The organism is Anaerolineales bacterium, assembly GCA_025808555.1.
In the GTDB taxonomy this organism is placed as follows: domain Bacteria; phylum Chloroflexota; class Anaerolineae; order Anaerolineales; family UBA11579; genus JAMCZK01.
Genome location: CP075526.1, coordinates 1,220,478 through 1,244,617 on the forward strand (window position 1 = coordinate 1,220,478; position 24,140 = coordinate 1,244,617).

General features: G+C 62.7%; 23 protein-coding genes and 1 other annotated feature. Of the genes, 12 read left to right on the forward strand and 11 right to left on the reverse strand.

All coding sequences use genetic code 11. The annotated features are described in order from the left end of the window. Nucleotides 1-24 precede the first annotated feature (24 nt). Genes panB through coaBC form a run of 6 tightly spaced genes read left to right on the forward strand, consistent with a single transcriptional unit; the run spans nt 25 to nt 5,500 of the window. Nucleotides 25-909, forward strand: a complete 885-nt coding sequence (panB, locus tag KIT08_06375; protein UYN88726.1) for a 3-methyl-2-oxobutanoate hydroxymethyltransferase — start codon at nt 25-27, stop codon at nt 907-909. Continuing rightward, nucleotides 910-1,806, forward strand: coding sequence for a 2-dehydropantoate 2-reductase (locus KIT08_06380; protein UYN88727.1), 897 nt, complete (start codon nt 910-912; stop codon nt 1,804-1,806). It abuts the gene before it with no gap. Continuing rightward, the gene (gene panC, locus KIT08_06385; GenBank protein UYN88728.1) at nt 1,803-2,636 is read left to right on the forward strand and encodes a pantoate--beta-alanine ligase; all 834 of its coding nucleotides are present in this window, start codon (nt 1,803-1,805) and stop codon (nt 2,634-2,636) included. Before KIT08_06380 ends, panC begins: the two co-directional genes overlap by 4 nt. A gap of 13 nt (nt 2,637-2,649) precedes the next feature. Beyond that, on the forward strand, nt 2,650-3,414 hold the full coding sequence (locus KIT08_06390) for a type III pantothenate kinase (GenBank protein ID UYN88729.1): 765 nt from the start codon (nt 2,650-2,652) through the stop codon (nt 3,412-3,414). Continuing rightward, nucleotides 3,414-4,298, forward strand: coding sequence for a hypothetical protein (locus KIT08_06395; protein ID UYN88730.1), 885 nt, complete (start codon nt 3,414-3,416; stop codon nt 4,296-4,298). The genes KIT08_06390 and KIT08_06395 overlap by 1 nt, the downstream gene beginning before the upstream one ends. Further along, nucleotides 4,295-5,500: a bifunctional phosphopantothenoylcysteine decarboxylase/phosphopantothenate--cysteine ligase CoaBC gene (gene coaBC / locus KIT08_06400; protein ID UYN90790.1), complete on the forward strand. Its 1,206-nt coding sequence runs from the start codon at nt 4,295-4,297 to the stop codon at nt 5,498-5,500. Before KIT08_06395 ends, coaBC begins: the two co-directional genes overlap by 4 nt. Before the next feature lie 43 nt (nt 5,501-5,543). Here coaBC and KIT08_06405 read toward each other — a convergent pair whose 3' ends face one another. The 8 genes from KIT08_06405 to KIT08_06440 are packed head-to-tail and all read right to left on the reverse strand — an operon-like array spanning nt 5,544 to nt 12,824. Continuing rightward, nucleotides 5,544-6,125, reverse strand: coding sequence for a hypothetical protein (locus tag KIT08_06405; protein UYN88731.1), 582 nt, complete (start codon nt 6,123-6,125; stop codon nt 5,544-5,546). Nucleotides 6,126-6,137: 12 nt separating this feature from the next. Then, nucleotides 6,138-7,190 carry a KOW motif-containing protein gene (locus KIT08_06410; GenBank protein ID UYN88732.1) on the reverse strand — a complete coding sequence of 351 codons (1,053 nt, stop codon included), beginning with the start codon at nt 7,188-7,190 and terminating at the stop codon, nt 6,138-6,140. Then, nucleotides 7,190-8,953: a glutamate mutase L gene (locus tag KIT08_06415; GenBank protein ID UYN88733.1), complete on the reverse strand. Its 1,764-nt coding sequence runs from the start codon at nt 8,951-8,953 to the stop codon at nt 7,190-7,192. The genes KIT08_06410 and KIT08_06415 overlap by 1 nt, the downstream gene beginning before the upstream one ends. Continuing rightward, a complete protein-coding gene (locus tag KIT08_06420; GenBank protein UYN88734.1) occupies nt 8,950-9,675 on the reverse strand; it encodes a hypothetical protein in 726 nt (241 codons plus the stop codon). The genes KIT08_06415 and KIT08_06420 overlap by 4 nt, the downstream gene beginning before the upstream one ends. Then, a complete protein-coding gene (locus tag KIT08_06425) occupies nt 9,672-11,213 on the reverse strand; it encodes a hypothetical protein (protein UYN88735.1) in 1,542 nt (513 codons plus the stop codon). The genes KIT08_06420 and KIT08_06425 overlap by 4 nt, the downstream gene beginning before the upstream one ends. Before the next feature lie 2 nt (nt 11,214-11,215). Then, nucleotides 11,216-11,830: a hypothetical protein gene (locus KIT08_06430; protein ID UYN88736.1), complete on the reverse strand. Its 615-nt coding sequence runs from the start codon at nt 11,828-11,830 to the stop codon at nt 11,216-11,218. Then, the gene (locus tag KIT08_06435) at nt 11,827-12,567 is read right to left on the reverse strand and encodes a hypothetical protein (GenBank protein UYN88737.1); all 741 of its coding nucleotides are present in this window, start codon (nt 12,565-12,567) and stop codon (nt 11,827-11,829) included. The genes KIT08_06430 and KIT08_06435 overlap by 4 nt, the downstream gene beginning before the upstream one ends. Further along, nucleotides 12,564-12,824 (reverse strand): hypothetical protein, encoded by a 261-nt coding sequence (locus KIT08_06440; protein UYN88738.1) that lies wholly within the window; start codon nt 12,822-12,824, stop codon nt 12,564-12,566. The genes KIT08_06435 and KIT08_06440 overlap by 4 nt, the downstream gene beginning before the upstream one ends. 92 nt (nt 12,825-12,916) lie before the next feature. Here KIT08_06440 and KIT08_06445 point away from each other — a divergent pair, with 92 nt between their 5' ends. From KIT08_06445 to KIT08_06455, 3 genes are read left to right on the forward strand one after another with little or no spacing between them, the layout of a single operon-like run. After that, nucleotides 12,917-13,831 carry a hypothetical protein gene (locus tag KIT08_06445; GenBank protein ID UYN88739.1) on the forward strand — a complete coding sequence of 305 codons (915 nt, stop codon included), beginning with the start codon at nt 12,917-12,919 and terminating at the stop codon, nt 13,829-13,831. 35 nt (nt 13,832-13,866) lie between these two features. Beyond that, nucleotides 13,867-14,700, forward strand: a complete 834-nt coding sequence (locus KIT08_06450; protein UYN88740.1) for a DUF92 domain-containing protein — start codon at nt 13,867-13,869, stop codon at nt 14,698-14,700. Between the two features lie 20 nt (nt 14,701-14,720). Then, nucleotides 14,721-15,902, forward strand: a complete 1,182-nt coding sequence (locus KIT08_06455; protein ID UYN88741.1) for a DegT/DnrJ/EryC1/StrS family aminotransferase — start codon at nt 14,721-14,723, stop codon at nt 15,900-15,902. A gap of 33 nt (nt 15,903-15,935) precedes the next feature. On the opposite strand, the gene KIT08_06460 is transcribed toward KIT08_06455, so the two are convergent. Next, entirely contained in the window at nt 15,936-16,610 is a 675-nt protein-coding gene (locus KIT08_06460) for a hypothetical protein (GenBank protein UYN88742.1), read from the reverse strand. Nucleotides 16,611-16,664: 54 nt separating this feature from the next. Beyond that, nucleotides 16,665-17,534 carry a peptidylprolyl isomerase gene (locus KIT08_06465; protein ID UYN88743.1) on the reverse strand — a complete coding sequence of 290 codons (870 nt, stop codon included), beginning with the start codon at nt 17,532-17,534 and terminating at the stop codon, nt 16,665-16,667. Between the two features lie 102 nt (nt 17,535-17,636). Between KIT08_06465 and KIT08_06470 the strand changes: the two genes are divergently transcribed. The 3 genes from KIT08_06470 to pheT all read left to right on the forward strand — a co-directional run bounded on the left by KIT08_06470 (nt 17,637) and on the right by pheT (nt 22,238). After that, nucleotides 17,637-18,320, forward strand: coding sequence for a 1-acyl-sn-glycerol-3-phosphate acyltransferase (locus KIT08_06470; protein UYN88744.1), 684 nt, complete (start codon nt 17,637-17,639; stop codon nt 18,318-18,320). A gap of 39 nt (nt 18,321-18,359) precedes the next feature. Continuing rightward, nucleotides 18,360-18,620: a binding site (T-box leader), on the forward strand. Nucleotides 18,621-18,657: 37 nt separating this feature from the next. After that, nucleotides 18,658-19,710 carry a phenylalanine--tRNA ligase subunit alpha gene (pheS, locus tag KIT08_06475; protein UYN88745.1) on the forward strand — a complete coding sequence of 351 codons (1,053 nt, stop codon included), beginning with the start codon at nt 18,658-18,660 and terminating at the stop codon, nt 19,708-19,710. Continuing rightward, nucleotides 19,710-22,238, forward strand: a complete 2,529-nt coding sequence (gene pheT, locus KIT08_06480) for a phenylalanine--tRNA ligase subunit beta (protein UYN88746.1) — start codon at nt 19,710-19,712, stop codon at nt 22,236-22,238. The genes pheS and pheT overlap by 1 nt, the downstream gene beginning before the upstream one ends. A 33-nt stretch (nt 22,239-22,271) precedes the next feature. On the opposite strand, the gene KIT08_06485 is transcribed toward pheT, so the two are convergent. After that, nucleotides 22,272-24,140: a bifunctional homocysteine S-methyltransferase/methylenetetrahydrofolate reductase gene (locus KIT08_06485; protein UYN88747.1), complete on the reverse strand. Its 1,869-nt coding sequence runs from the start codon at nt 24,138-24,140 to the stop codon at nt 22,272-22,274.

The following is a 24,140-nucleotide window of genomic DNA, read 5'->3' on the forward strand; positions in this document are numbered from 1 at the left end:
CAGCGCTATTGTGCGGGAGGTTTGATGTCTACAGAGGCGCCTAAGAAAGCGGCAACCGCCAGCCGCCCCAAAGTCACCACGCGCACCTTCAGGCAAATGAAGAAAGACGGCCAGCCAATCACCATGCTGACCGCCTATGACTACCCCACCGCCCTGGCCCAGGAGCGCGCCGGGGTGGACGCCATTCTGGTGGGCGATTCGCTGGGCATGGTCGTGCTGGGCTATCCCAATACGCTGCCTGTCACCATGGAAGATATGCTCCACCACTGCAAGGCCGTGGCGCGTGGCGCCCAGACGCCGATGCTGATCGGCGATCTGCCCTTCATGTCCTACCAGGTGTCTGTTCAGCAGGCCGTTGCCAACGCTGGGCGCTTCTTGCAGGAAGCCGGCATGGACGCCGTCAAGCTGGAGGGTGGTCAGGAGCGCGCTGAAGCCGTGCGCCAGATCGTAGCCGCCGGCATTCCGGTCATGGGCCATCTGGGTCTTACGCCGCAGAGCGTCAATACGCTCGGCGGCTTCCGCCCACAAGCTCGCACCAAGTCGGCCGCCCGCAAGCTGATCGAAGATGCCCTAGCCCTGCAGGAGGCTGGCGCCTTCAGCGTGGTGCTCGAGTCTGTGCCAGACCGCCTGGCCGAGTGGGTCTCCAAAAAGCTCACCATCCCCACCATCGGCATTGGCGCTGGCGTGGGCTGTGACGGCCAGGTGCTCGTCACGCATGATCTGCTTGGTTTGTTCGATCGCTTCACCCCCAAATTCGTTAAAAAATATGCCGATATGCACACCACCATGGTGGATGCTTTTGGCGTATTTATCAAAGAGGTGCGGGACCACAGTTTTCCCACTGATGAACACAGCGTACCTATCAAAGACGAAGCCTGGGATGCGCTGCTCAAGGAGTTGGGAGAGTAAGTGTCCGTGCTCATCGTAGGCAGCGGCGCGCTGGCATGCTTGTTCGCCGCCCGTCTGGCGGCCACAGGCGAGCAAGTGGACCTGCTCGCCACCTGGCCTGAAGGGTTGCACGCCCTGCAAAGTTCCGGCGTCACGCTGGAAGTGGATGGCACGCGTACCACCTATCCCGTGCGCGCCAGCAATGACCTGGAGGTTTTCGCAGGTGCGCGCCGCGCCCTGGTACTAGTCAAGGCCTGGCAAACGCTCCGCGCCTCCCAGCAACTGCAGGCTTGCCTTGCACCGGACGGGGTTGCCCTCACATTGCAAAACGGTCTCGGCAATCAGGAAGAGTTGGAGCGCGTGCTCGGCGCGGCGCGTGTTGCTATCGGCGTCATCACTACCGGAGCCACCTTGGTGGCCCCCGGGGTCGTGCGCTGGGGCGGCGAGGGGGTGATCTCGCTCGGAGCCCATCCCGCGCAGGCCGAGTTTGCGTCGTTGTTCACCGCGTCCGGTTTCCAGGTCAATATCGGGCAGGATGTGACATCGCTGCAATGGAGCAAGCTGGTCATCAACGCCGCCATCAACCCGCTCACCGCGCTGCTCGCCGTCCCCAACGGCGAGCTACTCACTCGTCCCGCCGCGGCGGAGCTCAGCGCTCAACTGGCCGCTGAGGCTGCCGCGGTTGCCGCTGCCCTAAACGTCCCGCTCACTTTTTCCGACCCAGTTGCCGCAGCCCAAGATGTGGCCCGTCGCACCGCAGCCAATCACTCTTCCATGTATCAGGATGCCCAGCGCGGCGCGCTGACCGAGGTAGACGCTATCAGTGGCGCCATCGTGCGTGCCGGCCAGCAGGCCGGCGTGCCCACGCCTGCCACCGAGACCATCTGGAAACTGGTACAAGCGCTGAGGCCGGCATGAAGACTGTCACCACTCTCGCCGAGTTACGCACCGCCCGTGCCGCCTTGCCGGGCACTATTGGTTTTGTGCCCACCATGGGCTATTTGCATGCCGGGCATATCTCGCTGGTGCAGCTTGCCAAGCAGCAATGCCAATCGGTCGTGGTCAGTATCTTCGTCAACCCGGCCCAGTTCGGCCCCAATGAAGATTTGTCCGCCTACCCACGTGACATTCCACGTGATCTGCAAATGTTGCAAGATGCCGGGGTGGACTTGGTATGGCTGCCAACGCCCGAGGTCATGTATCCGCCCGGTTTCCAAACCTGGATCGATCTGGAAAATATCACTCAGCCATTGGAGGGCGGTATGCGCCCCGGCCACTTCCGCGGCGTTGCCACGGTGGTGGCCAAGCTGTTCAATGCCGTACAGCCGGGTAAAGCCTTTTTCGGCCAGAAGGACGCCCAGCAAGTCGCTGTGATCCAGCGCATGGTGATCGACATTAACTTTCCGCTCGAGATCGTGGTCGGCCCCACCCAGCGCGAGGCCGATGGCCTGGCGCTCTCCAGCCGCAATAAATATCTCAACGAGGCCGAACGGGCAGCCGCCCCTGTACTGTACCGTGCCCTACAGGCCGCCCGCACCACCTACGCCGCCGGCGAGCGCAATGCCGCGGTCCTGCGCGCGCTTATGCAAAACACCATTGAACACGAACCATTGGCTCGTGTTCAATACGTCTCATGCGCCGATCCGCTCACCCTGCACGAGCTGGACACGATCACCGAGGGCGCGTTGCTCTCGATGGCCGTGTATTTTGGCAAAACACGCCTGATCGACAACATTATTTTGGACTAGAAAGGCAATTTCTATGCTTCTCGCCGTAGATATTGGCAATACCAACGTCACTTTAGGTCTGTACGATGGCGATACCCTTGGACCGCGCTGGCGCGTGGCCACCAACCATAGCAGCATGCCGGATGAGTACGGCTTGCAGTTCATTGGCATGTTCCAGCACGCTGGCATCCCCATCAGCCAGCTCACCGGCATCTGCATGGCCTCGGTCGTCCCGCCGCTGACCGGCAAGATCGTCGAAGCCTGTCGCACCTATTTGCAGAAGGACCCGCTGGTTGTGGACGCCGGCGTGAAGACCGGCGTGCGGGTCCTCTACGAAGATCCGCGCACCGTCGGCGCTGACCGCATTGTAGATGCTGCCGCCGTACAGCACCTCTACGGCGGCCCTGCCTGCGTGGTGGATTTTGGCACCGGCACCACCTTTGACGCCATCACCGCCAGCGGCGAATACCTGGGCGGGGCCATCGCCCCCGGCATCGGCATCGCCGCCGAAGCGCTGTTCTCGCGTGCGGCCAAGCTCTCCCGCGTAGACCTGCAGCGCCCGCCTGGCCCCATTGGGCGCAACACCACCCACGCCATGCAGTCTGGCCTGCTCTTTGGTTATGTTGGCCTGGTGGAAGGCCTGGTGGCCCGCTTCCGCGCTGAGCTTGGGCCGGAGATGAAGGTGATCGGCACAGGCGGCCTGGCCGAGATCATCGCCAAGGAAACAGACGTGATCCAGATCCTTGCTCCCTGGCTCACCTTGGATGGGTTGCGCATTATCTGGGGGCTCAACCAGTAATGGCTAAACCCATCGCCTTCGCCACAGATACCGAGTGGCCGCAGCTGATTCCCAGCGACCAGTTAGCACAGGCTGCGCTGACTGAATTGGGCGCAGCAGTAGCCCCTGTGATCTGGGATGCAGACGTGGACTGGGCGCAGTACCGCGCCGTCGTTATTCGCTCCACATGGGATTACCATATCCGCGCTGCGGAGTTCACGGCCTGGCTGAATGCGCTAGAAAGGGCCGGTGTGCCGGTTTTGAATCCTCTGCCTGTTATTCGCTGGAATATGCACAAGCGCTACTTAGCCGAGCTGGAAGCTGACGGCATCCGTATTGTGCCCTCCCTGTGGCTGGCGCAAGGCCAGCCACAGCCCTATGCCGCCGTGCAGCAGCGCGGCTGGACCCAGGCCGCCCTTAAGCCGCTGGTCTCAGCTGACTCGTACCATACCTACGTCATCGAAGACGAGGCCGAGTGGAACACCCACCAGCCCGAAGTCCTTGCCCTTGGTGACGCGGTCGTGCAGGAGTTCATGCCAGAGGTGCAATCCGTAGGGGAGTACTCGCTACTCTTCTTCGGGGATCAATATAGCCACGCCGTACTCAAGACGCCAAAATCCGGCGACTTTCGCACCCAGATGGGCTATGGCGCCAGCACTGAGGCCGTAGAAGCCTCGCCAGAATTGATTGCACAAGCCGCGCGCGTTCTGGAAACTGTAAGCAATCTACTGGGTGCGCAGACGCAGCACAGGCCGCTGGCCTATGCTCGCGTGGATGGTATTCTGCGAGAAGATGCGTTCTACCTCATGGAGCTTGAACTGATCGAGCCTAATCTGTTTCTTGATTACAGCCCGGGGGCGGCGCAACACTTTGCCCGCACACTGTTGGCCCAACTGGAGAACTGATGCTGCCACTCGCCTCCAAACGTATTGTCCTCGGCGTCACCGGCTCGATCGCCTGTTACAAGGCTGCCGATCTGGCCTCCAAACTCACCCAGCTGGGCGCCGAGGTGGATGTCATCCTGACCACTGCTGCCGAGCACTTCATCAAGCCGCTTACCTTCCAGTCGGTTACTGGCCGCCGCGCCTACGTGGATGCTGACCTGTGGGGCCCCGAAGGCCACGTGTTGCACGTGAAACTGGGCAAAGAGGCAAACCTGCTCCTAATCGCTCCCGCCACTGCCAACACGCTCTCCAAACTGGCCGTCGGCCAGGCTGATAACTTGCTCACCCTGACCGCTCTGGCCGCCACCACGCCGCTGATGCTGGCCCCTGCCATGGACGGTGGCATGTATGACCACCCGGCCACCCAAGCCAGTCTGGAAACCTTACGCGCCCGTGGCGCACACATCCATGGCCCGGTCAGCGGCCACCTGGCCTCTGGCCTCAGTGGGGTCGGCCGCATGCTGGAGCCGGCCGAGCTGGCTGGTTATGCTCGTGTAGCGCTGGCCGTCGGCGGGCCGCTGGCTGGCCGCCGCGTGCTGGTCACTGCTGGCGGTACACAAGAGCCGATCGACCCCGTGCGCGTGATCGCCAATCGCTCCTCCGGCAAGCAGGGCTATGCGCTGGCCCAGGCCGCGCTGGATATGGGCGCCCAGGTGACCCTGGTTTCCGGACCCACCGCGCTAACCCCACCGGTTGGCGCTCAACTGGTGCACGTGCAAACTGCAGTTGAAATGCGCGATGCGGTGCTGAAGCATGCCGCAAGGGCGGATATGCTGCTGATGGCTGCCGCCGTGGCAGACTTTCGCCCCAGTAGCGCGGCTGCGAAGAAGATCAAGCGCGCCGAAGGCGTGCCTAGCGTGGAATTGGCCGCTAACCCGGACATCCTGAAAGAGGTCAGCCAGCAGCCCAACAAGCCGCGCGTGCTGGTGGGCTTTGCAGCTGAAAGCAATGACCTGCTCGCCAACGCGCAAGGCAAGCTGGCTTCAAAAGGGCTTGACATGATCGTAGCCAACGATGTCAGCGCCCAGGATGCTGGCTTTGAGGTGGATACCAACCGCGTCATCCTGCTATCCAAAGACGGCAGCCAGCACGAGTTGCCTTTGCTGACCAAGTACGAAGTCGCTCGTCATGTGCTCGGGCACACGTTGAGTTTCCTTAAATAAAAAGACCCGCAACTGCGGGTCTTTTTTTTTGAGTCTGTTCGCATCACGCGTTCATGCGCAGTCTGCGCGCCGTGAAGACGATCGCCAGCAGCAGCATGGCTCCCATGGCCAAAATGCCCGGCCCGCCGATGTCATCCGCCAGGCCGCTTTGCGGCAGTGCGCTTGGCGTGGCGGTTGGCGCAGTGGTGGCAGTCGCTTCCCCCGGGTCCGTGGTGGCTGCGGCCTGCTCCTGCGCCAGGGCCGCCTGGGTCAGCAGCGCCTCCACCGTTTGCGTGGCGGCCGGGTTGCTGGTGAACAGCGGTGTCACCGGCGTGTTGGTGGCAGTAGGCGGCACCGGTGTGCGTGTAGCGGTTGCGGTGCGCGTGGGGGTGTTTTGCGCAGTGGCCGTGTTGCTTGGTTGCTGGGTCTGTACGATCTGGGTGTTGGTTACCTGGGCTGCACCTTCATCCGGCGCGGCGCGTTGCTGCTGGGGCAGGATGACCAGCGCATATACAGCCAGCGCGATCAAGGCAAGCAGCATGAGGCCGCCCAGAATGCCGGCAACTACAAGAAAATTGCGGCCGCCTGAACGTTTTGGCGGTTCAGGCTGCTCAGATGGCAGATCCAGATCGGCGTCGTCTAGCATTGCAGCTTATTTTTACCCTAGAAGCTCGATGTTTGCCAGCGGCACCCGGCCCCGCCCGCCGTCTGCCAGGGTCAGCTCGGCTGCTGGGCCGCGCAACTGGCTCTCGTAGATCACATTCTCGCGCAATTCGATGATCTCGCCCAGCTGACCTTTGTACCTGCCAGACAGCACGCGTACCGTCTGCCCGATGCGGAAGCTTTGAATTTCCACCGGCTGGGGTGGGTGGCCCGCATCTGTCAGTGGAATGATGACTTCAGGTCGTTCCCCTGTGTGCGGATTGTTGGCTTGTGCATTAAGCGCCACCGCGGTTCCCTCATGCATTGAAAGCAACTTGAGAGCATCGCTATTGAGTGGAATTTTGCCAAAGCCCTCCAAAACAGCGATGGGATACTCCATCTTTTCGGCAACCGGCAGCAGGCGGGTGGCCATGCTGCCCAGGATCAGGCCGCGGATCGGCACTTGCCCGGCCAGCTCCAGCGCCTGGCGCTGGCTGCAGTGGCCCGCCACCAGGATCGCGCCGCGCAGGCTCATATCGATCTGGTCGGCCGTCAATTGGTGTTGCGGGCCGTCTGCCACCATGTGCAGGTTGCCTTCCGCCACTAAGTCGTTGCCCCACAAACACTGCACCCACGCACAAATGCATTCCAGGGTCACGCTTTGCCCCGGGTCAATATCGATCACCAGGCCCGGCAGGCGTGCCTGCACCTGGGCGCTCTCATCGCTGATCTGCAGCAGGATCTGGCCCTCGCTGATCGCGGCGATCTTGCCAGCGGCTGGGGCGCGCAGCTGGCGGCTGGCCAGCCCGCGGCTGCCAGCCAATATGGCGCCCCCTTCCACCTCTTCGCCCACCACCCGCTGGATCAGTTTGCTGACGCGGTTGGCGGGCATGCCGAGGGCGCGGGTGGCATCAAGCATGATGTGCTGCTTGTGCAGCCCTGTGCGGGCGATCACATCCGTGGCGCGCAAGCGGTCGCCCAAGCCTACTATGATGAGCCCTTCCACCGGCAGTTGGCGCGTGCGCCGCAACGTGGTCAATGGCTGGATGTATGTGATGGGAGCCAGCATTATTGGCCCCCCGTCAGCGTGCGTTCCCAGGTCTGCAGCAGTTCCTGACGCTTGTTGAACCCTGTCGGCATTTGGATCGGCCGGCCGCGTGTGTCAAAAATAAGCCCAAAGGCGCCGCCCACCACCCGGCGGATCCAGCCGCCGCGCCCTGCGCCGAGGCCAATGTTCATGTTCTGTAATGGCTGCACGAACAGGTCGGCTGCCTTGCCCGGCGCCAGCGGCAGCATGGTGATGCCGCCTTCGGGGATCTCAACCACTTCTTCCTTCTGCCCTTCGCGCACCATTTGCACGCGCAGCACGGTGCTTCCCGTGCGGGCGGAGCCCACCGGCACAATCACGGTGCCCAGGTTCATGAATGCGTTGGATTCCAGCACTTGCACGGCCAGCACTGCATCCACCGCGGCTGCCGCGCCTAACGACGCGGCCAGATTGTTCTGATCCAGAATGATGGTGACAATACCCACGGGCTGCACCGCATCCAGCACCGCCAGCAGGCTTTGCTCTAGGCGCGGATGGCGCGTCAAGGTGCTGCCAGAGACCAGAATGCGGTCAAACCACGGCACCGTGCCCATCAGCGGATAGATGGCGTGGGCGGGGAACATGGGTAGGCTCTTGCCGATCGCCAGGCGCACCACCTGGCGGGCGGCGGCCATCTCGATTGCAAGCTCGTGCGGGGTGGAGGGTAGCGTTTGTGGCAGCAGTGGCTTGTTATACAAATAATCAAGCACAAACTCATCGGGGATGTCGTAAGGCAGCCAGCGCGTGATCTGCTGCAGCTGCGTTTCGGCCAGCATGCCCGCCAGCCCGCGGCCCATGCCCAGGTTCGGAAAACTGCGCACTTCCAGCTCGCCGCCAAACGCGGAGGCCACCGTGGTGCTGGAGGCCCCCAGGTCCACTCCCAGCATGCCCTTGGGCGCATCGATCACCGTGCTCAAAAAGCGCACCGTGCGCCCAAATGCCTGCGCCGCATGGCTCAGGCGCGTCTCGGCCAGCTGGTTGAGCAGGCGCAGGCCACCCAGCTTCTCAGCCTGCACTTCGTAGATCAACTGACTCATCGCCGCCTCGGCCGGGCCAGGGTTCTCCTGGTCCAGGCTGGGGCGGATGTTGGCGGCCTTGTACACTTTGGTGAGCGGCGCCAGCAGCGCGTCGATCTCGCTCTGCAGATTTTCATTGCCAACGAACAGGATCGGCGGGCGGGCGCTCTCTGGCAGCAGCTTCAGCGCCAGGGCCAAGTAATTGGCCAGCCGCACTACCGAGCGCGAAGCGCCCCGATGGGTGCCGCCAGCCACCACGATCAGATCCGGCAGGTTCTTTGAGACCGCATCAATCACTTTCTCGGGACTGCGGCGGTCGCCCAGGCTCAGGCTGTCCACGATCTCACAGTGGAACGAATCCACCAGGTTGTTGACGCTATGCAGCGATACGCCTTCCAGTAGGCCTACAGTGATGACGCGCAACGGCGGGCCGGCCGAGAACGTTGCGGTGAGCGCGTTGGCCCCGGTGTTGCCCTCCGCGTCCGGCGCCAGCAGCAGGCCGCGCTCGTTGAGCAGCTGGCGGCCGGTGATCTCCTGCAGTTGGCTCAAGGCCTGCAGCACGCCATGATTGGTATCAAAGGTTGGCGCGCCGGCTGTGGTCGCCGCTTCGCCCGCGGCAATAAAGCGATAGCGGCCTTCGACCGCGTCAAAGAACTGGGCGCGGGTGTTCACGCTGCCCAGATCGATGGCCACCAGTGAGCTCGAGATTTGCGGGCGGCCTTCGCTCATGGCGCACCCAACAACGCGGAAAGCGTTGAATACAAAAAGTCCAGCCGTTCGGTCAGCGCCCCCATGCCTGAAAGCAGCACACCGCTGAACAGCGTGGCCAGTGTGATCGCAATGAAGAGGCTGCCCGCCCAAGCCAGCACATCCACCAGAACATTGCGCAGCGGCGCCTGCTTGCCGCGTGCCTCAGCCCCGAAATGGAAATAGGCCAGCGTGCTCACCATCGCCAGAAGAGCCAGCATGCCCTGCAGAATGATCTGCAGGCTCTCGCCGTAATAGCCGCCCTGCAGCGCCAGATCAAAACCGGCCACATCAAAGATCTGCGCGCTGCCGTTGATCTGGGGCAGCAACGTGCCCTGGATGGCGCCGCCGATCGCCAGCGCCGCGCCCACGCCCACCAGCATCGCCGTTACCGGGTTGCCTAAGCGCGCCGTGCGCGGCGAGAGCTTGGTGAGCAGCAACGCGCTCAGGCCCAGGCGCATGCCCACATCCACCGGGTCGAGGCTGCTCGCCCCGCTGGTCAGCTCGATCACCGGGAAGATGAGTTGCGGCAATATCACATCCTGCACCGCGATCGCCCCGGCATACCCGGCCGCAGCGCCGATGAAAATGTGCAGCACCAGACGGAACACGGGGTGGTCGCCAAAGATATACGAAAGCGTGACCAGCGTCAGCGCCGCCGCCAGCAGGATGCCGATCTGGGTCAGCAGGTCGGCCGGTATCATGCCTTCTTCTCCGTGGGTGTATGGATCAGGCGGCCGTATAACCCACCCAGCACAATGATCAGCACCGCCGCTCCGAGCTGATAGCTGTACGAGTCCCAATAGGTGACGCTCAAGCTGTCGCGCGCTCGCAATCGTTCATAGTGCGCGCCGCCACTGACCCCGGCCACCAGCGCCTCGACCTGGCTGGGCTGCATGTTCAAATAGGCGCGCAACACGGGGGCGGCCTGTGCGCTGCTCACCACCAGCAGGCCCTTGCTTAGCTCGGGTGTGGCTTGCTCCAACCAAGTGCGCGCATCCTCGCCTTCGCTCACCACCAGCAGCACCAGTGCAAAATCATCCAGGCCTTGAATCCCCTGCAGGCTGCTGCGTTGCCAGGGCTGTGCGAACGTGGCCGGGGCTGAGAGCGTGGCTTGGCGCGGGTTGCTGGCAAAGCTGCGTACCGCCGCCATGCCGCCCGGCAGGTAGCCCAGCGAGACGTAGTCCTTGCTGGCCACCAGCGGCACTTGGGCAAAGTCGCTTTGCAGCATGCGCTCTACTAAACCTGGGCCGGTGGGCTGGGTCGAAACAAAGGTCAGGCGCGCCTGGCGGTCAAGCAAATGGCTGATGACCGGGTTGGCCGCCGCGCGCAGCTCGCCATATAGGGCCGGCTGCACATCGAATACCACCAACACGGGCGCAGCGGCGGGCAGCACATCAATGGCATTGAACATGGCGGTGCCGCCCGGTAGCGCCTCAGGCTCCGGCCGCGGCGAACGCATCTGCCCGCCCAGCAGTGGCGCCAGGGCTGCAGCCAGCATGGCGCCTGCCATCAGCAGGTTCAGCAGCCGCGCCGGCCGGCGGGTATCGCCGGCCAGGTCAGCTTTGGGCTGCCCCTCATTGGCGATCAGGCTCTGTAGCATAGCTGCATGGCGGAACTGGCCCTCGCTGACCTCCAGCCGGGTGGAGAACACAGGCGCCTTGCCGATCTTGGCCACCTCCGGCTCAGCGGGTAGCACGCCGCTCAATCCGGCCAGTGGGCCGGCATTCTCGACTTCTGCCGGGGTAAGCGGCTCCATGTTTTCGTAGTTGTCGTAGAAGGCTCCGCTGGAAACCGGCTCGGCATCAGTTGGGCCTTGCAGCCAGCTGGGTAGATCGCTGGTGGGTGCCGCAGCGGCGTCTCCAAAAGCTGGCGTTGCCTCCGGTTCATCTTCGTCAAATTCGTCTGCCTCGGGCTCCAGCCAGTCAGGCAGCGCGTCTTCTGCCTCGGACTCTTCGCTGTCCTCAAGGGCAGACGCTTCCAGACGCCTGCTCTCCAGCCGGAATGGCTTATTGGGCTGCGTGTCCGTCAGGGCGCGTTCGCTCTCAACGTCGTCTTCGCCGCTGTGGCGCCGGCGGATATCTGCCAGCCAGTCTGGCTCAGACTCTGGGTTGGCTTGGGACTCTGCTGCGTTATCGGCCTCAGCGGCCGCGTCCTCGGCGGCCTGCTCGCTCTGCTTTTGACGTAGCGCCTTAAGCCAGTCTGGCAGGTTCTCTTCAGGGTCGTGATGGGGCGTGCTCATGGTTAGGCCCCATATGGGCGGTCAGCCCCGATAAGGATGCGTACTCCGGTGGTGATGGTGCCCAGCGCCACGCCGATCAATAAGCCGCGCATCGCGCCCAGCGCCAATACGTTGTTGATATACGGGTTGACCACGCGGGTGAAATACGGCAACTCCACGCCAAACAGAGGGCCGGCCCCCACCAGCAACAGCAACAGGGTGGCGATGAAGACGATGTTCATCAGTTCCGTGCGCTGCTGGAATACGCGCGCCGCTGCCAGCGTGAGGCTGACGGCCAACACGGCCATCAAGCTGGTCTCGATCGGCACCACCAGGTAATTGAATATCCATTCGGCTGTGGCGCTGTCGCTGCCTTGCAGCAATGTGACCGCAAATGTCACAACCATCGCAATGATCAGGACCGCACTGTACACAGGCTTCTCGCGCCCGCGTATCCGTTGCCAGTGCACCTGGGCCAGGTTCAGCAGGCCCAGCAACAGCGCCATCGCTGCCAGCAGCATGGCCCAGTTCAGGATCCGGTTGCGGAAGTCAGCCAGGTCGGGAATAAAGATACCCAGCATCACCAGTAAGCCGAAGCTGATCGCCACAGCCGTGGAAATGGGCGCGCGTAACTTCACTGGCCACCGCCCAACAGCGGCGAAACCGCCGTGATCATGATGAGAACGATCACCACCCAGCGCAGCACATCCTGCGTGCGCAGGCTGGCTTCGTGCGCCGCGCCTGCGTTGGTATACGCGCCAGCCGCATACAGCTCTTCGCCCAATAGCGGCTCGTGCGCCGCCGCGAACAGCACGGCTTGCGCGCTCAGGTCGTTGCTGCCGCCCAGGCTGAAGCCTTCAGTGCGCTGCGCCGCATCGGCGATCAGACCCGCCTCTGCGCCGAACGAGCCCACCATCGCGGTGGAGAGTGCGGCGCGGTCCAGCACCGAGGGCAGGGTGCCTGCCGCGTACGAGAACGGCGTCACGCCCGTGGTCTGCGCCAAACCAAAATTGAATTGGTCACGGATCCCCAATCGCTGATAGGTGCCGCGCAACGTATCCTGCGCCAGCAGCATCAGCGTGCCTTCGCCGCTGGTCGCCACGGGTGGCAGGTCACTGTCGGCGGCGATCTCGGCCAATTGTTGCAGCAGCGTCAGCCCGGCCAGCGCCGCGGCGCTTTGCGGACCAAGCAGGCCGCCATGGCCCAGGTTGACCTGCAAGCGTGAGCCGTCTTCGACTGAAAGCTCAATGCTGCGTTGCAAACGTTGGATGGCGGGGATGTGGCGCAGCGTGCGGCGCTTGCCGCCCTTCCATACCGAAAAGAGCAGAATCAATGCCGCAACCAGGGCCACGATCGCCAGTGGGGATGGGATCATTGGCGCGGCTCTCGCAGAGTGTTGACCAGTTGTGCGCGTTGCTGCGGGTCTTCCAGCATGGCCGCAAGCTCACGCACGCCTTGATCAGGCGTCCATGCTGCCAGCAGCGGCTCGGCCACATACAGGCCTTGCGCCGCCAGGCTGGCGAACGCGCCGCCGTGCTCCAAAAGAGCGGCCGCCAGGCTGCCCAGGCCCCATTGCTGAATCTGCTTAATAAGTGGGTTGCGCTTCTGAGGGGTACTTGTTAATGAAAGCACAGGTGGATTGTATATGCCGCATTTCACAGGGTCAAGCGAGAGCGCACGGCGAGTTCTGCACGATCTGATTTGGCTTGGATTAATATAGGCGTATGGCGCAAGCTACCCATGCCTCTCTGCAATTTGACCCGCCGCGCCGCCGCGGCACCGGCCTGCATGTGTCGGCGGCCTTGCTCGTGCTCACTACGGCTGGCGTGCTGTTCCTGTTGGCCCTGGCCCAGCCGCCAGGGGTGGTGGGCATCGTTCTGCTGGTGGCTGGCTCGCTGATCTGCTTGCTGCTGCCACTGCTGTTTTACCGCCTGTACTGTTTGCACAAGTCTGGCTACTGGATCAGCCGCGATGGGTTGCGCCTGCGTTGGGGTTTACGCGCTGTTGATCTGCCCTACGATGCGATCGTTGATATTGCTCGCTGGGGCGAGCTTGAGACGCCGCCGCCGCTGCCCCGCGCCATCTGGCCCGGCTCTGTGCTGGGCCAGGTGCAGGATACTGAGCTGGGCACGGTGGAATACATGGCCTCCGACAAGAACCGCCTTGTGCTACTCGGCACGGCTGAGCGCGTATATGTCCTCAGCCCGGAGAAGGATGCCCAGTTCGTTTCCGCCATCAAGCGCGAATCCTTGCGCGGCAGCCTGCGCCCCCTGCGGGCGCGCTCCACTGCCCCCAGCTTCGTCCTCGTGGAGGCCTGGGCGCTGCCCCTGCCGCGCCGTCTGATGGCGTTTGGCGCTGGCGCAGCCCTGCTTTTGCTGCTCCTGGTCGGCTTCCTCGGGCCAAGCCTGCCTGCGGTGAACCTGGGCTTCGGACCGGACGGTACCCAGCTGCCCAGCGTGGCCGGCAGCCAGCTTTTGCTGCTCCCGGGCCTGAATTTGCTCTTCTACGTGGGCAATTTGTTGCTGGGCTTGCTTTTCTTCCGAGAACCGCAAGGAGATAGCCTGTCCGTTCTACTGTGGGGTAGCAGCCTGGTGACCAGCGGCCTGTTTTTGGCAGCCATTATTGTGAGCATCCTGTAAGGTTATCCACACAAACAGACGAGTTATCCACAATTATGTTCGAGATCTTTCTGGCGGTTGACTGGCAGCAACTCGCTATCGGTATGGCCATTGCCGCCGGCCTGGCGGCGGCCGCCTGGCGCCTGCGCATGCTGGCCCCCAGCGGGGCACTGGCGGCTGTGCTGCTGGGCGGGCTCACCTTTGGCATCGGTGGCTTTCCCGCTGCCATCGTGCTGGTGGCCTTCTTCGTCTCCTCCAGCGTCCTCACTCGCCTCTTCTCCAAACGCAAGAAGGCGCTCGCCAAGACCTTCTCCAAGGGCGGCCAGCGTGATTGGGCCCAGGTGCTCGCCAACGGCGGCCCGGCCTTGCTGGCGCTCGCCCTCGGCGCGCTCGGCTGGCTTCCCGATGGCATTGCTTGGCCGGCCTTCGCCGCCGCCCTGGCTGGCGCCACGGCGGATACTTGGGCCACGGAACTTGGCGTGCTCAGCCCTGGCCAGCCGCAGCTCATCACCACCGGCCAGCGCGTGCCCAAGGGCACGTCTGGCGGGGTTTCGCTGGTGGGCAGCCTGGCCGCGGCTGGCGGCGCGCTGCTGATCGCTCTCGTGGCTGGCTTTGTAGGAGCGGGTTTCATGCAGGCAGGCTTCCTGTTCTCGGTGCTGTTGGCTGGCATCCTTGGCTCGTACTTTGACTCACTTATCGGCGCTACCGTGCAGGCGATCTACTACTGCCCTGACTGCAAAAAGGAGACCGAGCAGCACCCTCTGCACAGTTGTGGCACGGCTACCACGCGCCGCCGCGGCTGGGCCTGGATGAGCAACGATTGGGTCAATTTTCTCAGCGGCTTGTTCAGCATTCTGGCGCTGTTGGCCGCAGCTACATTCTTGCTGTGAGATAATCGCCGCGCCCCGTTATGAATAAACCTCGCGTCCCCATGTCCTCGCCGGATCTCACCGCGGCTGAACGCGCCGCAGTGATGCAGGTGATGGAATCGCCCGTGCTCAGCATGGGCCAGCACACCAGCGGCTTTGAAGCTGAGGTCAGCGCCTACGTGGGCAGCAAGCATGCCATCGCGGTCAACTCCGGCACCGCCGGTTTGCACCTGTGCGTGCGCGCCGCCGGCATCGGCACCGGGGATGTGGTGCTGACTACGCCGTTCTCCTTCGTCGCTTCCACCAATGTGTTGCTGTACGAGAATGCCGTGCCGGTCTTCGTAGATATTGACCCGCGCACCGGCAATATTGACCCGGCCTTACTGCAGCAAGCCGCCGCCGACCTGCGCACCGGCGGCGATGCCGCCGCCCGCTGGCTGCCGCGCCGCGGCGCAGCCGGAGCCCAGGCTGCCAAAGCCGTGCTGGCCGTGGACGTCTTTGGCCAGCCGGCCGACTACGCTGCCATCCAGCCCACTGCAGACGAATACGCGCTGACGCTTATCGAAGATTCGTGCGAGGCGCTGGGCGCAACCTACAAGGGAACAGCGGCTGGTCGTTTCGGCCAATCCGGCGTGTTCGCCTTCTATCCCAATAAGCAAATGACCACCGGTGAGGGCGGCATCATCGTCACCGATGATGACGAGGCTGCCGCATTGATGCGCGCTCTGCGCAACCAGGGCCGCGCCGAAGGCGACACCTGGCTCGAGCACACCTACCTGGGCTACAACTATCGCATCACTGAAATGAGCGCGGCCCTCGGCCGCGTGCAATTGCAGCGCCTCGATGAGATGGTCGCCCGTCGCGGCCAGGTGGCCGCCTGGTATGCCGAGCGTTTGCAAGACTTTGAGTTGGTGGAGACACCCGAGGTGATGCCCGCCACTACGCGCATGAGCTGGTTCGTCTATGTGGTCCGCCTGGCCCCGCAGATCGACCGCCAGCGCGTCATCGCCAACCTGGCTGAAGCAGGCGTTCCCGTGCGCCCATACTTCGCCCCCATCCATTTGCAAAAATACATACGTGATCGTTTTGGCTATCAGCCGGGCGATTTCCCCATCACCGAAGACCTGGGTGCCCGCAGCCTGGCCTTGCCCTTCTCCAGCGTGATGACCGCAGATCAGGTTGACCTGGTCTGCGAACAGCTACAAAAAGCCGTCTTGGCCTAATAAAAACGCCCGGGTGACCGGGCGTTTTTTCGTTCAGGGTATTTGTTTGAAATTGATCAGTATCAGGTTCTGATTGCATTCAGCACGCGTGCTGAATGCTGTCGAACTCGAAAGCGGTTCGCCGTTCTCGTTCAGCAGCACGATTTGCAGTGCATTCTCGCTGGCTAGCGGGGCATTGCCCAACTGGATCTCGTAATAAGCGCCTGCGCCATACTGCGTCGCCGCACCGGTCAGACCCAGCTTGTCCACCGCCTCATTGTTGAGCGTGCCCGCCACCTGCACGCGGACGCCAGTTAGCGGCACATCATCCAGCCCGAACACCTGGCCGAACACGCCCATGAAGTTGCACGCCTGCTCGGGGCGGAACAGGGTCGCGTCCAGATAGGCCGGGCTGCCGTCTTGCAGGTTGTAGATCAGCGGCTGCACGGTGGGCGAGGGTTCCGGTGTGGCGCTCGGCTGCGCCGTCGCCTCGGCGGTCGGCTCCAGTGTTGCCGTTGGCAACACTGAGGTCTGCGTGGGTGCGATCGTCGCCGTTACCGGGGGCAGCGGATTCCACTCACTCTCCGGGTCGAGGAACAGCTGCAAAAAGTAGCCGCCCGAACACAGCGAGGCCAGCAGGGCTAGCAGGCTGCCTACATTAAGCACCGCCGAGCCAAATTTGCCTTTGGGCTTGCGTGGCTTCTCTTCTTTGAAGTCGAACTCGTCCATTCTCGCTCCCGGCTGGCATGCTACCGCCAGCTCAAGTCTATATATCAGCGTCTCTTACGGCAATCGAATTTCGATTGTCGAACCTGAGCGTTGCTGGCTTAGCCAGTCTTGCACCGCCTGGGTTTGCAGCACCAGGCGGGCTTGTGGGCTCAGCGGGCGCTCGGTCTCGCGCCCCAGCACCTCGATCAGGTGAAAGCCCAGGCTGCTCTCCACCACGCCACTGTACTCACCCGGTTGCAGTGCAAAGGCGGCATCTTCCACTTCGGGCTGCAGCAGGTAGCCACGCGGGAACCAGCCTAGCGTGCCCAGGCGCCGTGGGTCATTGTTCTGCACCACGCTTTCAAAACTGGCGCCGTCTTGCAGCTGCGCCAACAAGCGCTCCGCTGAGAACTGGTCTGGCAGCAGCACCTGGCGGGCCTGCACTTGCTCGGCCGTGGCTGGCACGCCCGCACTGATCTCCGCCACCATGTGCGCCGCTTCCAGTTCCAGGCGCAACTCCTCACGGTAGCTAGCCTGGCTCAGGCCGTATTTCGCCAGCCAGCTGTCAAAGGTGGCCTGGCCGCCAGCCTGCTCGATCACGCTGGCCAGTCGCTCGTCCAGCAGGGCCTCGTCGGCCACAAAGCCGGCATTGCGGGCAGCCTGGGCCAGCAGCAGGCGGTCCACCAGGCTATCGATGACGGTTTGGCGTGCATCCGTTGTTGCCAGAAGTGTGCCAGTTTGGCTTTGCGCCTCCTGAAACATTCGCATATTGGCATTAAAGCTTTCAGCGGTAATGCCTTCGCCGTTCACCTGCGCAGCGAACTGCGGCGGCGTGGCGGTGGCCGCCTCTGGCATTTGCAGGGTGGCTTGTGGCGTGCTGGGCCCGCGTCCGCCGCATGCCGCCAGCAGCAGCACGAGAGCAAAAGAGAGAATGGGTTTTTGCATGGGAGCGGAAATTATACAGTCCAGGCATGTGTAGCATCTCTGCTTTTCGTGCAGATACTGCACAGAGCAGGACATGTTTCCTTGATAGAATGCCCCTTCACTATGAATTACGACCAGTTGCTGCGCTTTGTAGACTTTGCTCTCAAGCATCTTTGCGATGTCACCCTCAAGGGTGTTGAGAAGCTTCCTCGCACCGGTGCTGCCATTGTCGCCATTAACCACCTTGGCTTCCTTGACCCAGCCCTCGGGCTGGTGTGTATTCGCCGCGCGGATATGACCGGCTGGGTGGCAGATAAGCATAAAAAGAACCCGCTGTACTCCTTCTTCATCAAAGTGGCAGACGGCATCTGGCTGGACCGCGAAAATGTCGACATGAACGCCTTGCGCAAAGCCCTGCAGGCCCTCAAAGAGGGCCGCCTGTTCGGCTTGGCACCCGAGGGCACCCGCAGCCCAACTCACGCCATGCTCAAAGCCAAGGAGGGTGCGTCCTACTTGGCTATATCCAGCGGCGCGCCCATTTACCCTATGGCCATCACCGGCACGGAGGATTCCGCGGGCGACTGGCTGCGCCTGCGCAAGCCGGTCCTGACCGCCACCATTGGGGACCCATTCACCTTGCCGCCGTTCACGCCTGGCAACCGCCAAGCCGAATTGGAGCGCGGCACGGATGAGATCATGTGCCGTATTGCCGTGATGCTGCCCGAGAAATATCGCGGTTACTACGCCGACCATCCCCGCTTGAAGGAATTGCTGGCCGAGCAGGCCGCCGTGGCCGCTCCAGCTTGACACTGGCAATCTTTAGCGCATAATAGGCGCACATCGCAATATAAGACGTTGACAGAGGAAAGTAGGCGCAGCCAATTGCTGCCCAGGGAGGCGCGGCCCAGACTGCAAGCCCGCCCAGTGACCTGTGCTGAAGTTCCCTCTCGAGTCGTTTTGGTGAATGCCAGGCTTACAGCCTGCTAGTAGCTGAAACCGTACTCCCACGATACAGGGAAAGCCATACGCCACCATGTGGCCGTTGGCTGAGTGGTAGCCGTTATGCGGCTGCAATCTGGGTGGTACCGCGGAGCTCCCGTCCCTTGAGTGGACTGGAGTTTTTTTGTTTTTTGGAGGCATTTGAATGGAGAATTTGCAGAACATACGTGAGCAGGCACTGGCCGCGCTCAACGCCGTGCAGGATGAGGCTGCGCTGGAACAATGGAAGGTGGCCCAGCTGGGCCGCAACGCGGCTATAACCCAGGCAATGAAGAGCCTGGGCCAGCTCAGCGCTGAAGAACGCCCACTGGCCGGCAAGCAGGCCAACGAGGTCAAGCTGGCGCTGGAAGCTGCCTTTGAAGAGAAGCGCGCCGCGCTGCAAGGTGCGCGCCTGCGCGAGTCGCTCAGCAGCGAGAAGCTGGATGTGACCCTGCCCGGCCGCGCTCTGGCGCTTGGCCGCCTGCACCCCATCACGCAGACCCTGCGCCGTATCAACGCCATCTTTGCTCAAATGGGCTTTCAGGTCTATCGCTCGCGGGATGTTGAGACGGATGAATACAACTTCCTGTTGCTCAACTTCCCTCCCAATCATCCGGCGCGCGAGATGCAGGATTCGTTTTACGTAGAAGGCGGCGACCCGGAGAACCCGACCCTGTTGCGCACTCACACCTCGGCCGGCCAGATCCATGCCATGCGTGAATACGCCGCCAAGGATCCGGGTAACCCGCCGCCCATCCGCATTGTGCTGCCGGGCATGTGCTACCGCTTTGAGCAGGTCTCCTCACGCTCTGAAGTGCAGTTCACCCAGGTCGAAGGCCTCGCTGTTGGAGAGAACATCACCTTCGGCGACCTCAAGGGAACGCTCACTGATTTTGCCCAGCGCTTCTTCAACGCCAATGTGCGCACACGCTTCCGTGCCTCGCATTTTCCCTTCACCGAGCCCAGTGCTGAGATGGATGTGGAATGCTTCGTGTGCAGCGGCAAGGGCTGCTCGGTGTGCAAGCACAGTGGCTGGCTGGAGATCCTTGGCAGCGGCATGGTGCACCCCAATGTGCTGCGCAACGGCGGCTATGACCCGGAGAAATATTCCGGCTTTGCCTTCGGTATGGGCCCAGAGCGCCTGACCATGTTGCGCTACCGCATCGAGGATATTCGCTATTTCTGGCGCAACGATATGCGCTTCTTGGAGCAGTTCTAATGAAAACGCCTCTTTCCTGGCTCAAAGAGTTTGTTGACCTTGACGGCATCAATCTTGAGGAGCTCGCTCACACCTTGACCGTGGCCGGCCTTGAGGTCGAAGAGATTCACTACATCGGCCTGCCCATGCCATCTGGTCTGCAGCAAACCAAGGTCAGCGGGCTCTCTTGGGATTCCGAGAAGTTGGTCGTGGCCGAAATTCGTGAAGTTGGTCCGCACCCCAATGCTGACCGTCTAGTGCTGTGCCGTCTGTTTGATGGCCAGCAAGAGCACACCGTCCTCACCGGCGCACCGAATCTATTCGAGTACCGCGACAAAGGCGAACTCAAGCCGCCCTTGAAAGTGGCCTATGCCAAAGAAGGCGCCGAGATCTATGACGGCCACCAGGAAGGCATGCACAAGACGGTGCTCAAGCGTACCAAGATCCGCGGGGTGGATTCGTACTCGATGGTCTGCTCTGCCAAGGAGCTTGGCATTTCTGAGGAGCACGAAGGCATCATCTTTTTGCCCGAGGACACGCAGGCCGGTACCCCACTGGCTGATGTGCTCGGTGATGCCGTGCTCACCATCGCCATTACGCCCAATATCGCCCGTGACGCCAATGTGTACGGCGTGGCGCGTGAGATCGCAGCCCTCACCGGCCGCAAGCTCAAGTCCATGCCTACCGCTGTCAAGGCGGCTGGCCCCAGCATCAAAGGCAAGGTCAAGATCGATATCCAGGACAAAGAGCTCAACCCGCGCTTTGTGCTTGGGCTCATCAAAGATGTGGAGATCGGCCCCAGCCCGGCCTGGGTGCAGCAACGCCTGCGCCTGGCGGGTATGCGCCCGATCAACAACATCGTTGACGCCACCAACTACGCCATGCTGGAGCTTGGCGAGCCGCTGCACGCCTTCGATTACGACGTGCTGGTGCAGCGTGCCAAAGGCAAAACGCCGACCATCATCACTCGCCCGGCCAAGCAGGGCGAAACCCTCACCACCTTGGATGGCGTGGAACACAAGCTGGATGATTTCACCGTGCTGGTTTGCGACACCGCCGGCTCGCTTTCCATCGGCGGGGTCATGGGCGGCCTCGAGTCCGAAGTCACTGAGAATACGCGCAATGTACTGCTCGAAGGCGCGTCGTGGAACTTTATCAATGTCCGCAAAACGCTGGTGGCCCAGCGCATGTCCTCCGAGGCGGCCTATCGCTTCTCGCGCGGCGTGCACCCTGCCATGGCGCCGCGCGGCGTCAGCCGCGGCCTGGAGCTGATGCGCCAGTGGGCGGGCGGCGTAGTGAACGAAGGCCTGGTAGACAAGTACCCCAAGCCTGCCAAGGATGTTCAGGTCGAGATCAGCTCGGCTGACGCGCAGCGCTGGCTCGGCGTGGCCCTCACCAACAAGCAGATCGGCGACATCCTCAAGAAACTCGGCTTCACGGTTGCCGCGCACGGCAAAAGCCTGCTGGTCACCGTGCCCGACCACCGAATGGATATTGAAACCGGCGTGGTCGGCAAGGCTGACCTGATGGAAGAGGTCGCCCGCATCTACGGCTACGACAACATCCCCGCCACCCGCATTGCCGACCCGTTGCCCCCGCAGCATGGCAACCCCAAGCTTGAACTTGAAGAACGCGTGAAGGATGCCCTGGCGCGCATGGGCATTCAGGAGGTCATGACCTATCGCCTTACCGCGCCAGAAATTGAAGCGCGCCGCCTGCCGCCTGGCACCCCGCCGGACGACAAGCCGTACGTCAAGCTGGCCAACGTCATCTCGCAGGAGCGCACGGTGCTGCGCAAGAGCCTGCTCTCTTCTGTGCTGGAAATTGCTGAGCGCAATGCTCGCATGCGCCAGCGCATCGCCCTTTTCGAGGTTGGCCCCGTCTTCCACGCCTCAGAGGAGACTCTGCCGGACGAGCTCCAGCGCCTCGTGGTGGTGCTCGGCGGCCAGCAGCAGCCAGCCGGCTGGCAGACTGCCGATAGCGCCGCCTATGACTTCTATGCCGCCAAAGGCGTGGTGGCTGAGCTTCTGTCCGGCCTCGGCCTGCATGGCCTGAAGTACGAGACCGGCGCGCACCCCAGTTTCCACCCCGGTAAATGCGCCCGCGTCCTGGCCGGCGAGCGCCAGCTGGCCGTCTTCGGCGAGCTACATCCGCAGGTCCACAGCCAGTACGACCTGGGCACCCACACCTTGCAGGCCATCACACTCAACCTGGATGTGCTGGGCGAACTGGTGCCCGAGCGCTTCGACTCGCGCCCGGTGCCGCAATACCCGCCGGTGATCGAGGACCTGGCGCTGGTGGTGGACGAAAGCCTGCCTGCCGGGCAGGTCGAGGCCATGATCGCCCAGACCGGCGGCAACCTACTTGCCGATGTAGCCCTCTTTGATGTCTATCGCGGCGAGAACATCGGCGCGGGCAAAAAGAGCCTGGCCTACCAGCTCACCTATCAGCACCCCGAGCGCACGCTAACGGACGACGAAGTCGCCAAGCTGCGCGAGCGCATTGTTCGCCGTATTACCCAGGAACTGGGCGCACAACTGCGTGCTTAGGTAGCGAGGGATCTAACGAATACAAGGTAAGAGCTAGTGATCGCTAGCTCTTATCTTGTCGATCAGCTCGGCCGCCAGGTCGTAACGGCTGAAGGGCGGCATGAGGTAGACGCCTTGTCCCCAACTTCTTATTTCTTCGATGATCTCGGCGGCGATCTTGATACCCTCGGCCGCGGTCTTTTCCTTGTTGCCGGCCCCCTCAATGCGGGAGTGGATTTCCTCAGGGATCGAGATACCCGGTACCTCATTGTTGAGGAAGGTGCTATGGCGCACGCTGAACAACGGCAGCACGCCCACCAGCACCGGCTTTTGCAACGGTTGGCCGGAATCGGCCAGGCGTTGCAAGAATTCACGCGCCTTGGCTGGCTCATACACTGGCTGGGTCAAAAAGAAATCAGCGCCGTTGGCCAGCTTGCGCTTGAGCAGCTTGATCTCGCGTTCCGGGTCAGGCGGCGCCAGGTTGAGCGCCGCTCCCACAAAGAAAGAGGTCGGCTGGCCGATCTCTGCCCCCGCATGGTCTACGCCCGAGTTAAAGCCTTGCTTGATGAGTTTGATCAGGCCGGTAGGGGCCAGGTCGTAATTGTCCATTGCATCGGGATAATCGCCGATCGCGGTCGGGTCGCCCATCACCACGAACACATTGCGGATGCCGAGCACATGTGCTGCCAACAGGTCGCCCTGCACACGCAGCAGGTTGCGGCCGCGGGTGGGGAAGTGCAGCGTCGTGTCGATCTGCACCTCGCGCTGGATCACATCGCACACCGCCCACGGGCTCATGCGCATGCGCGCCATCGGGCTGTCGGCCACGTTGATGACGTCGGCCCCGGCGTCCTCTAGCAGCTCTGCGCCGCGGCGCAGCTTGCTGGTGGAGAGGCCGCGCGGCGGGTCCATCTCCACTGCCACCACAAAGCGCCCTCTGGCGAACTTCTCAGCCAGCTCGGAACCCTTGTCCGTGCCGGTCACCTTTTCGGTACGCTCGATGATGCGCAGCTGGCCGTTCTCTACCGGTTCCACTGATTGCGGGTCATCCAGCGCGGCGCGCATGGCCTTGATGTGCGCCGGCGTGCTGCCACAGCAGCCACCCACAATGCTGGCCCCGGCGCGGGCGAAGGCCTGGGCATACTGGCCGAAGTATTCCGGCCCGGCCGGGTACAGAATGCGCCCGGCAGCCTGCTCCGGCCAGCCAGCATTCGGCATCACCGAGAATTTGGCGCCCGGCACCGCCTCTTGCATCTGCTTGAGGATGCGAAGCAGTTGCGCCGGGCCGCCGGAGCAGTTGATGCCGATGATGTCGGATCCAGCTTCGTGCATCTTCATTGCCACTTTGCTGGGCGTGTCGCCCAGCAAAGTGCGGTCATCCCGCGTAAAGGTCATCGAAGCCAGCACGGGCAGCTCAGTCAACGCCTTGGCGGCCTGAACTGCTTCGCGCACCTCGTATAGATCGGTCATGGTTTCGATGATCAAGAGATCCGGTTTGCCCAGCAGCAGGCCGTGGATCTGCTCTTCGAACGCAGCACGGGCTTCCTCGGGCTGTACCCGCCCGAAGGGGGCCAGGCGCACACCTAGCGGGCCAATGTCGCCGGCCACCCACACCGGGCGCCCGGCGCCCTCGGCCGCTTTGCGCGCCAGCTCCACGCCGCGCTGGTTGATCTCGGCTACTTGCTCTTCCAGGCCATGCTCGGTCAGGCGGTAGCGGTTGGCGCCAAAGGTGTTGGTCATCACGATCTCTGCGCCGGCGGCAATGTATTCAGCATGAATACTGGTGACCAGTTCCGGGTCTACCAAGTTGAGCTCATCGAAGCTGCGCGCAAACGCTACGCCGCGTTCATGCAGCACGGTACCCATGGCGCCGTCTGCCAGGAGGGGGGTAGGCCCACCAAGTGCTTTCAGAAAATCTGACAT

Bases quoted from the DNA above. Each gene is read 5' to 3' on its own strand.
- panB (UYN88726.1), top strand. From the start codon at position 25: ATGTCTACAGAGGCGCCTAAGAAAGCGGCAACCGCCAGCCGCCCCAAA.
- panC (UYN88728.1), top strand. From the start codon at position 1,803: ATGAAGACTGTCACCACTCTCGCCGAGTTACGCACCGCCCGTGCCGCC.
- KIT08_06390 (UYN88729.1), top strand. From the start codon at position 2,650: ATGCTTCTCGCCGTAGATATTGGCAATACCAACGTCACTTTAGGTCTG.
- KIT08_06395 (UYN88730.1), top strand. From the start codon at position 3,414: ATGGCTAAACCCATCGCCTTCGCCACAGATACCGAGTGGCCGCAGCTG.
- KIT08_06405 (UYN88731.1), bottom strand. From the start codon at position 6,125: ATGCTAGACGACGCCGATCTGGATCTGCCATCTGAGCAGCCTGAACCG.
- KIT08_06410 (UYN88732.1), bottom strand. From the start codon at position 7,190: ATGCTGGCTCCCATCACATACATCCAGCCATTGACCACGTTGCGGCGC.
- KIT08_06415 (UYN88733.1), bottom strand. From the start codon at position 8,953: ATGAGCGAAGGCCGCCCGCAAATCTCGAGCTCACTGGTGGCCATCGAT.
- KIT08_06420 (UYN88734.1), bottom strand. From the start codon at position 9,675: ATGATACCGGCCGACCTGCTGACCCAGATCGGCATCCTGCTGGCGGCG.
- KIT08_06425 (UYN88735.1), bottom strand. From the start codon at position 11,213: ATGAGCACGCCCCATCACGACCCTGAAGAGAACCTGCCAGACTGGCTT.
- KIT08_06435 (UYN88737.1), bottom strand. From the start codon at position 12,567: ATGATCCCATCCCCACTGGCGATCGTGGCCCTGGTTGCGGCATTGATT.
- KIT08_06445 (UYN88739.1), top strand. From the start codon at position 12,917: ATGGCGCAAGCTACCCATGCCTCTCTGCAATTTGACCCGCCGCGCCGC.
- KIT08_06450 (UYN88740.1), top strand. From the start codon at position 13,867: ATGTTCGAGATCTTTCTGGCGGTTGACTGGCAGCAACTCGCTATCGGT.
- KIT08_06455 (UYN88741.1), top strand. From the start codon at position 14,721: ATGAATAAACCTCGCGTCCCCATGTCCTCGCCGGATCTCACCGCGGCT.
- KIT08_06460 (UYN88742.1), bottom strand. From the start codon at position 16,610: ATGGACGAGTTCGACTTCAAAGAAGAGAAGCCACGCAAGCCCAAAGGC.
- KIT08_06465 (UYN88743.1), bottom strand. From the start codon at position 17,534: ATGCAAAAACCCATTCTCTCTTTTGCTCTCGTGCTGCTGCTGGCGGCA.
- KIT08_06470 (UYN88744.1), top strand. From the start codon at position 17,637: ATGAATTACGACCAGTTGCTGCGCTTTGTAGACTTTGCTCTCAAGCAT.
- pheS (UYN88745.1), top strand. From the start codon at position 18,658: ATGGAGAATTTGCAGAACATACGTGAGCAGGCACTGGCCGCGCTCAAC.
- pheT (UYN88746.1), top strand. From the start codon at position 19,710: ATGAAAACGCCTCTTTCCTGGCTCAAAGAGTTTGTTGACCTTGACGGC.
- KIT08_06485 (UYN88747.1), bottom strand. From the start codon at position 24,140: ATGTCAGATTTTCTGAAAGCACTTGGTGGGCCTACCCCCCTCCTGGCA.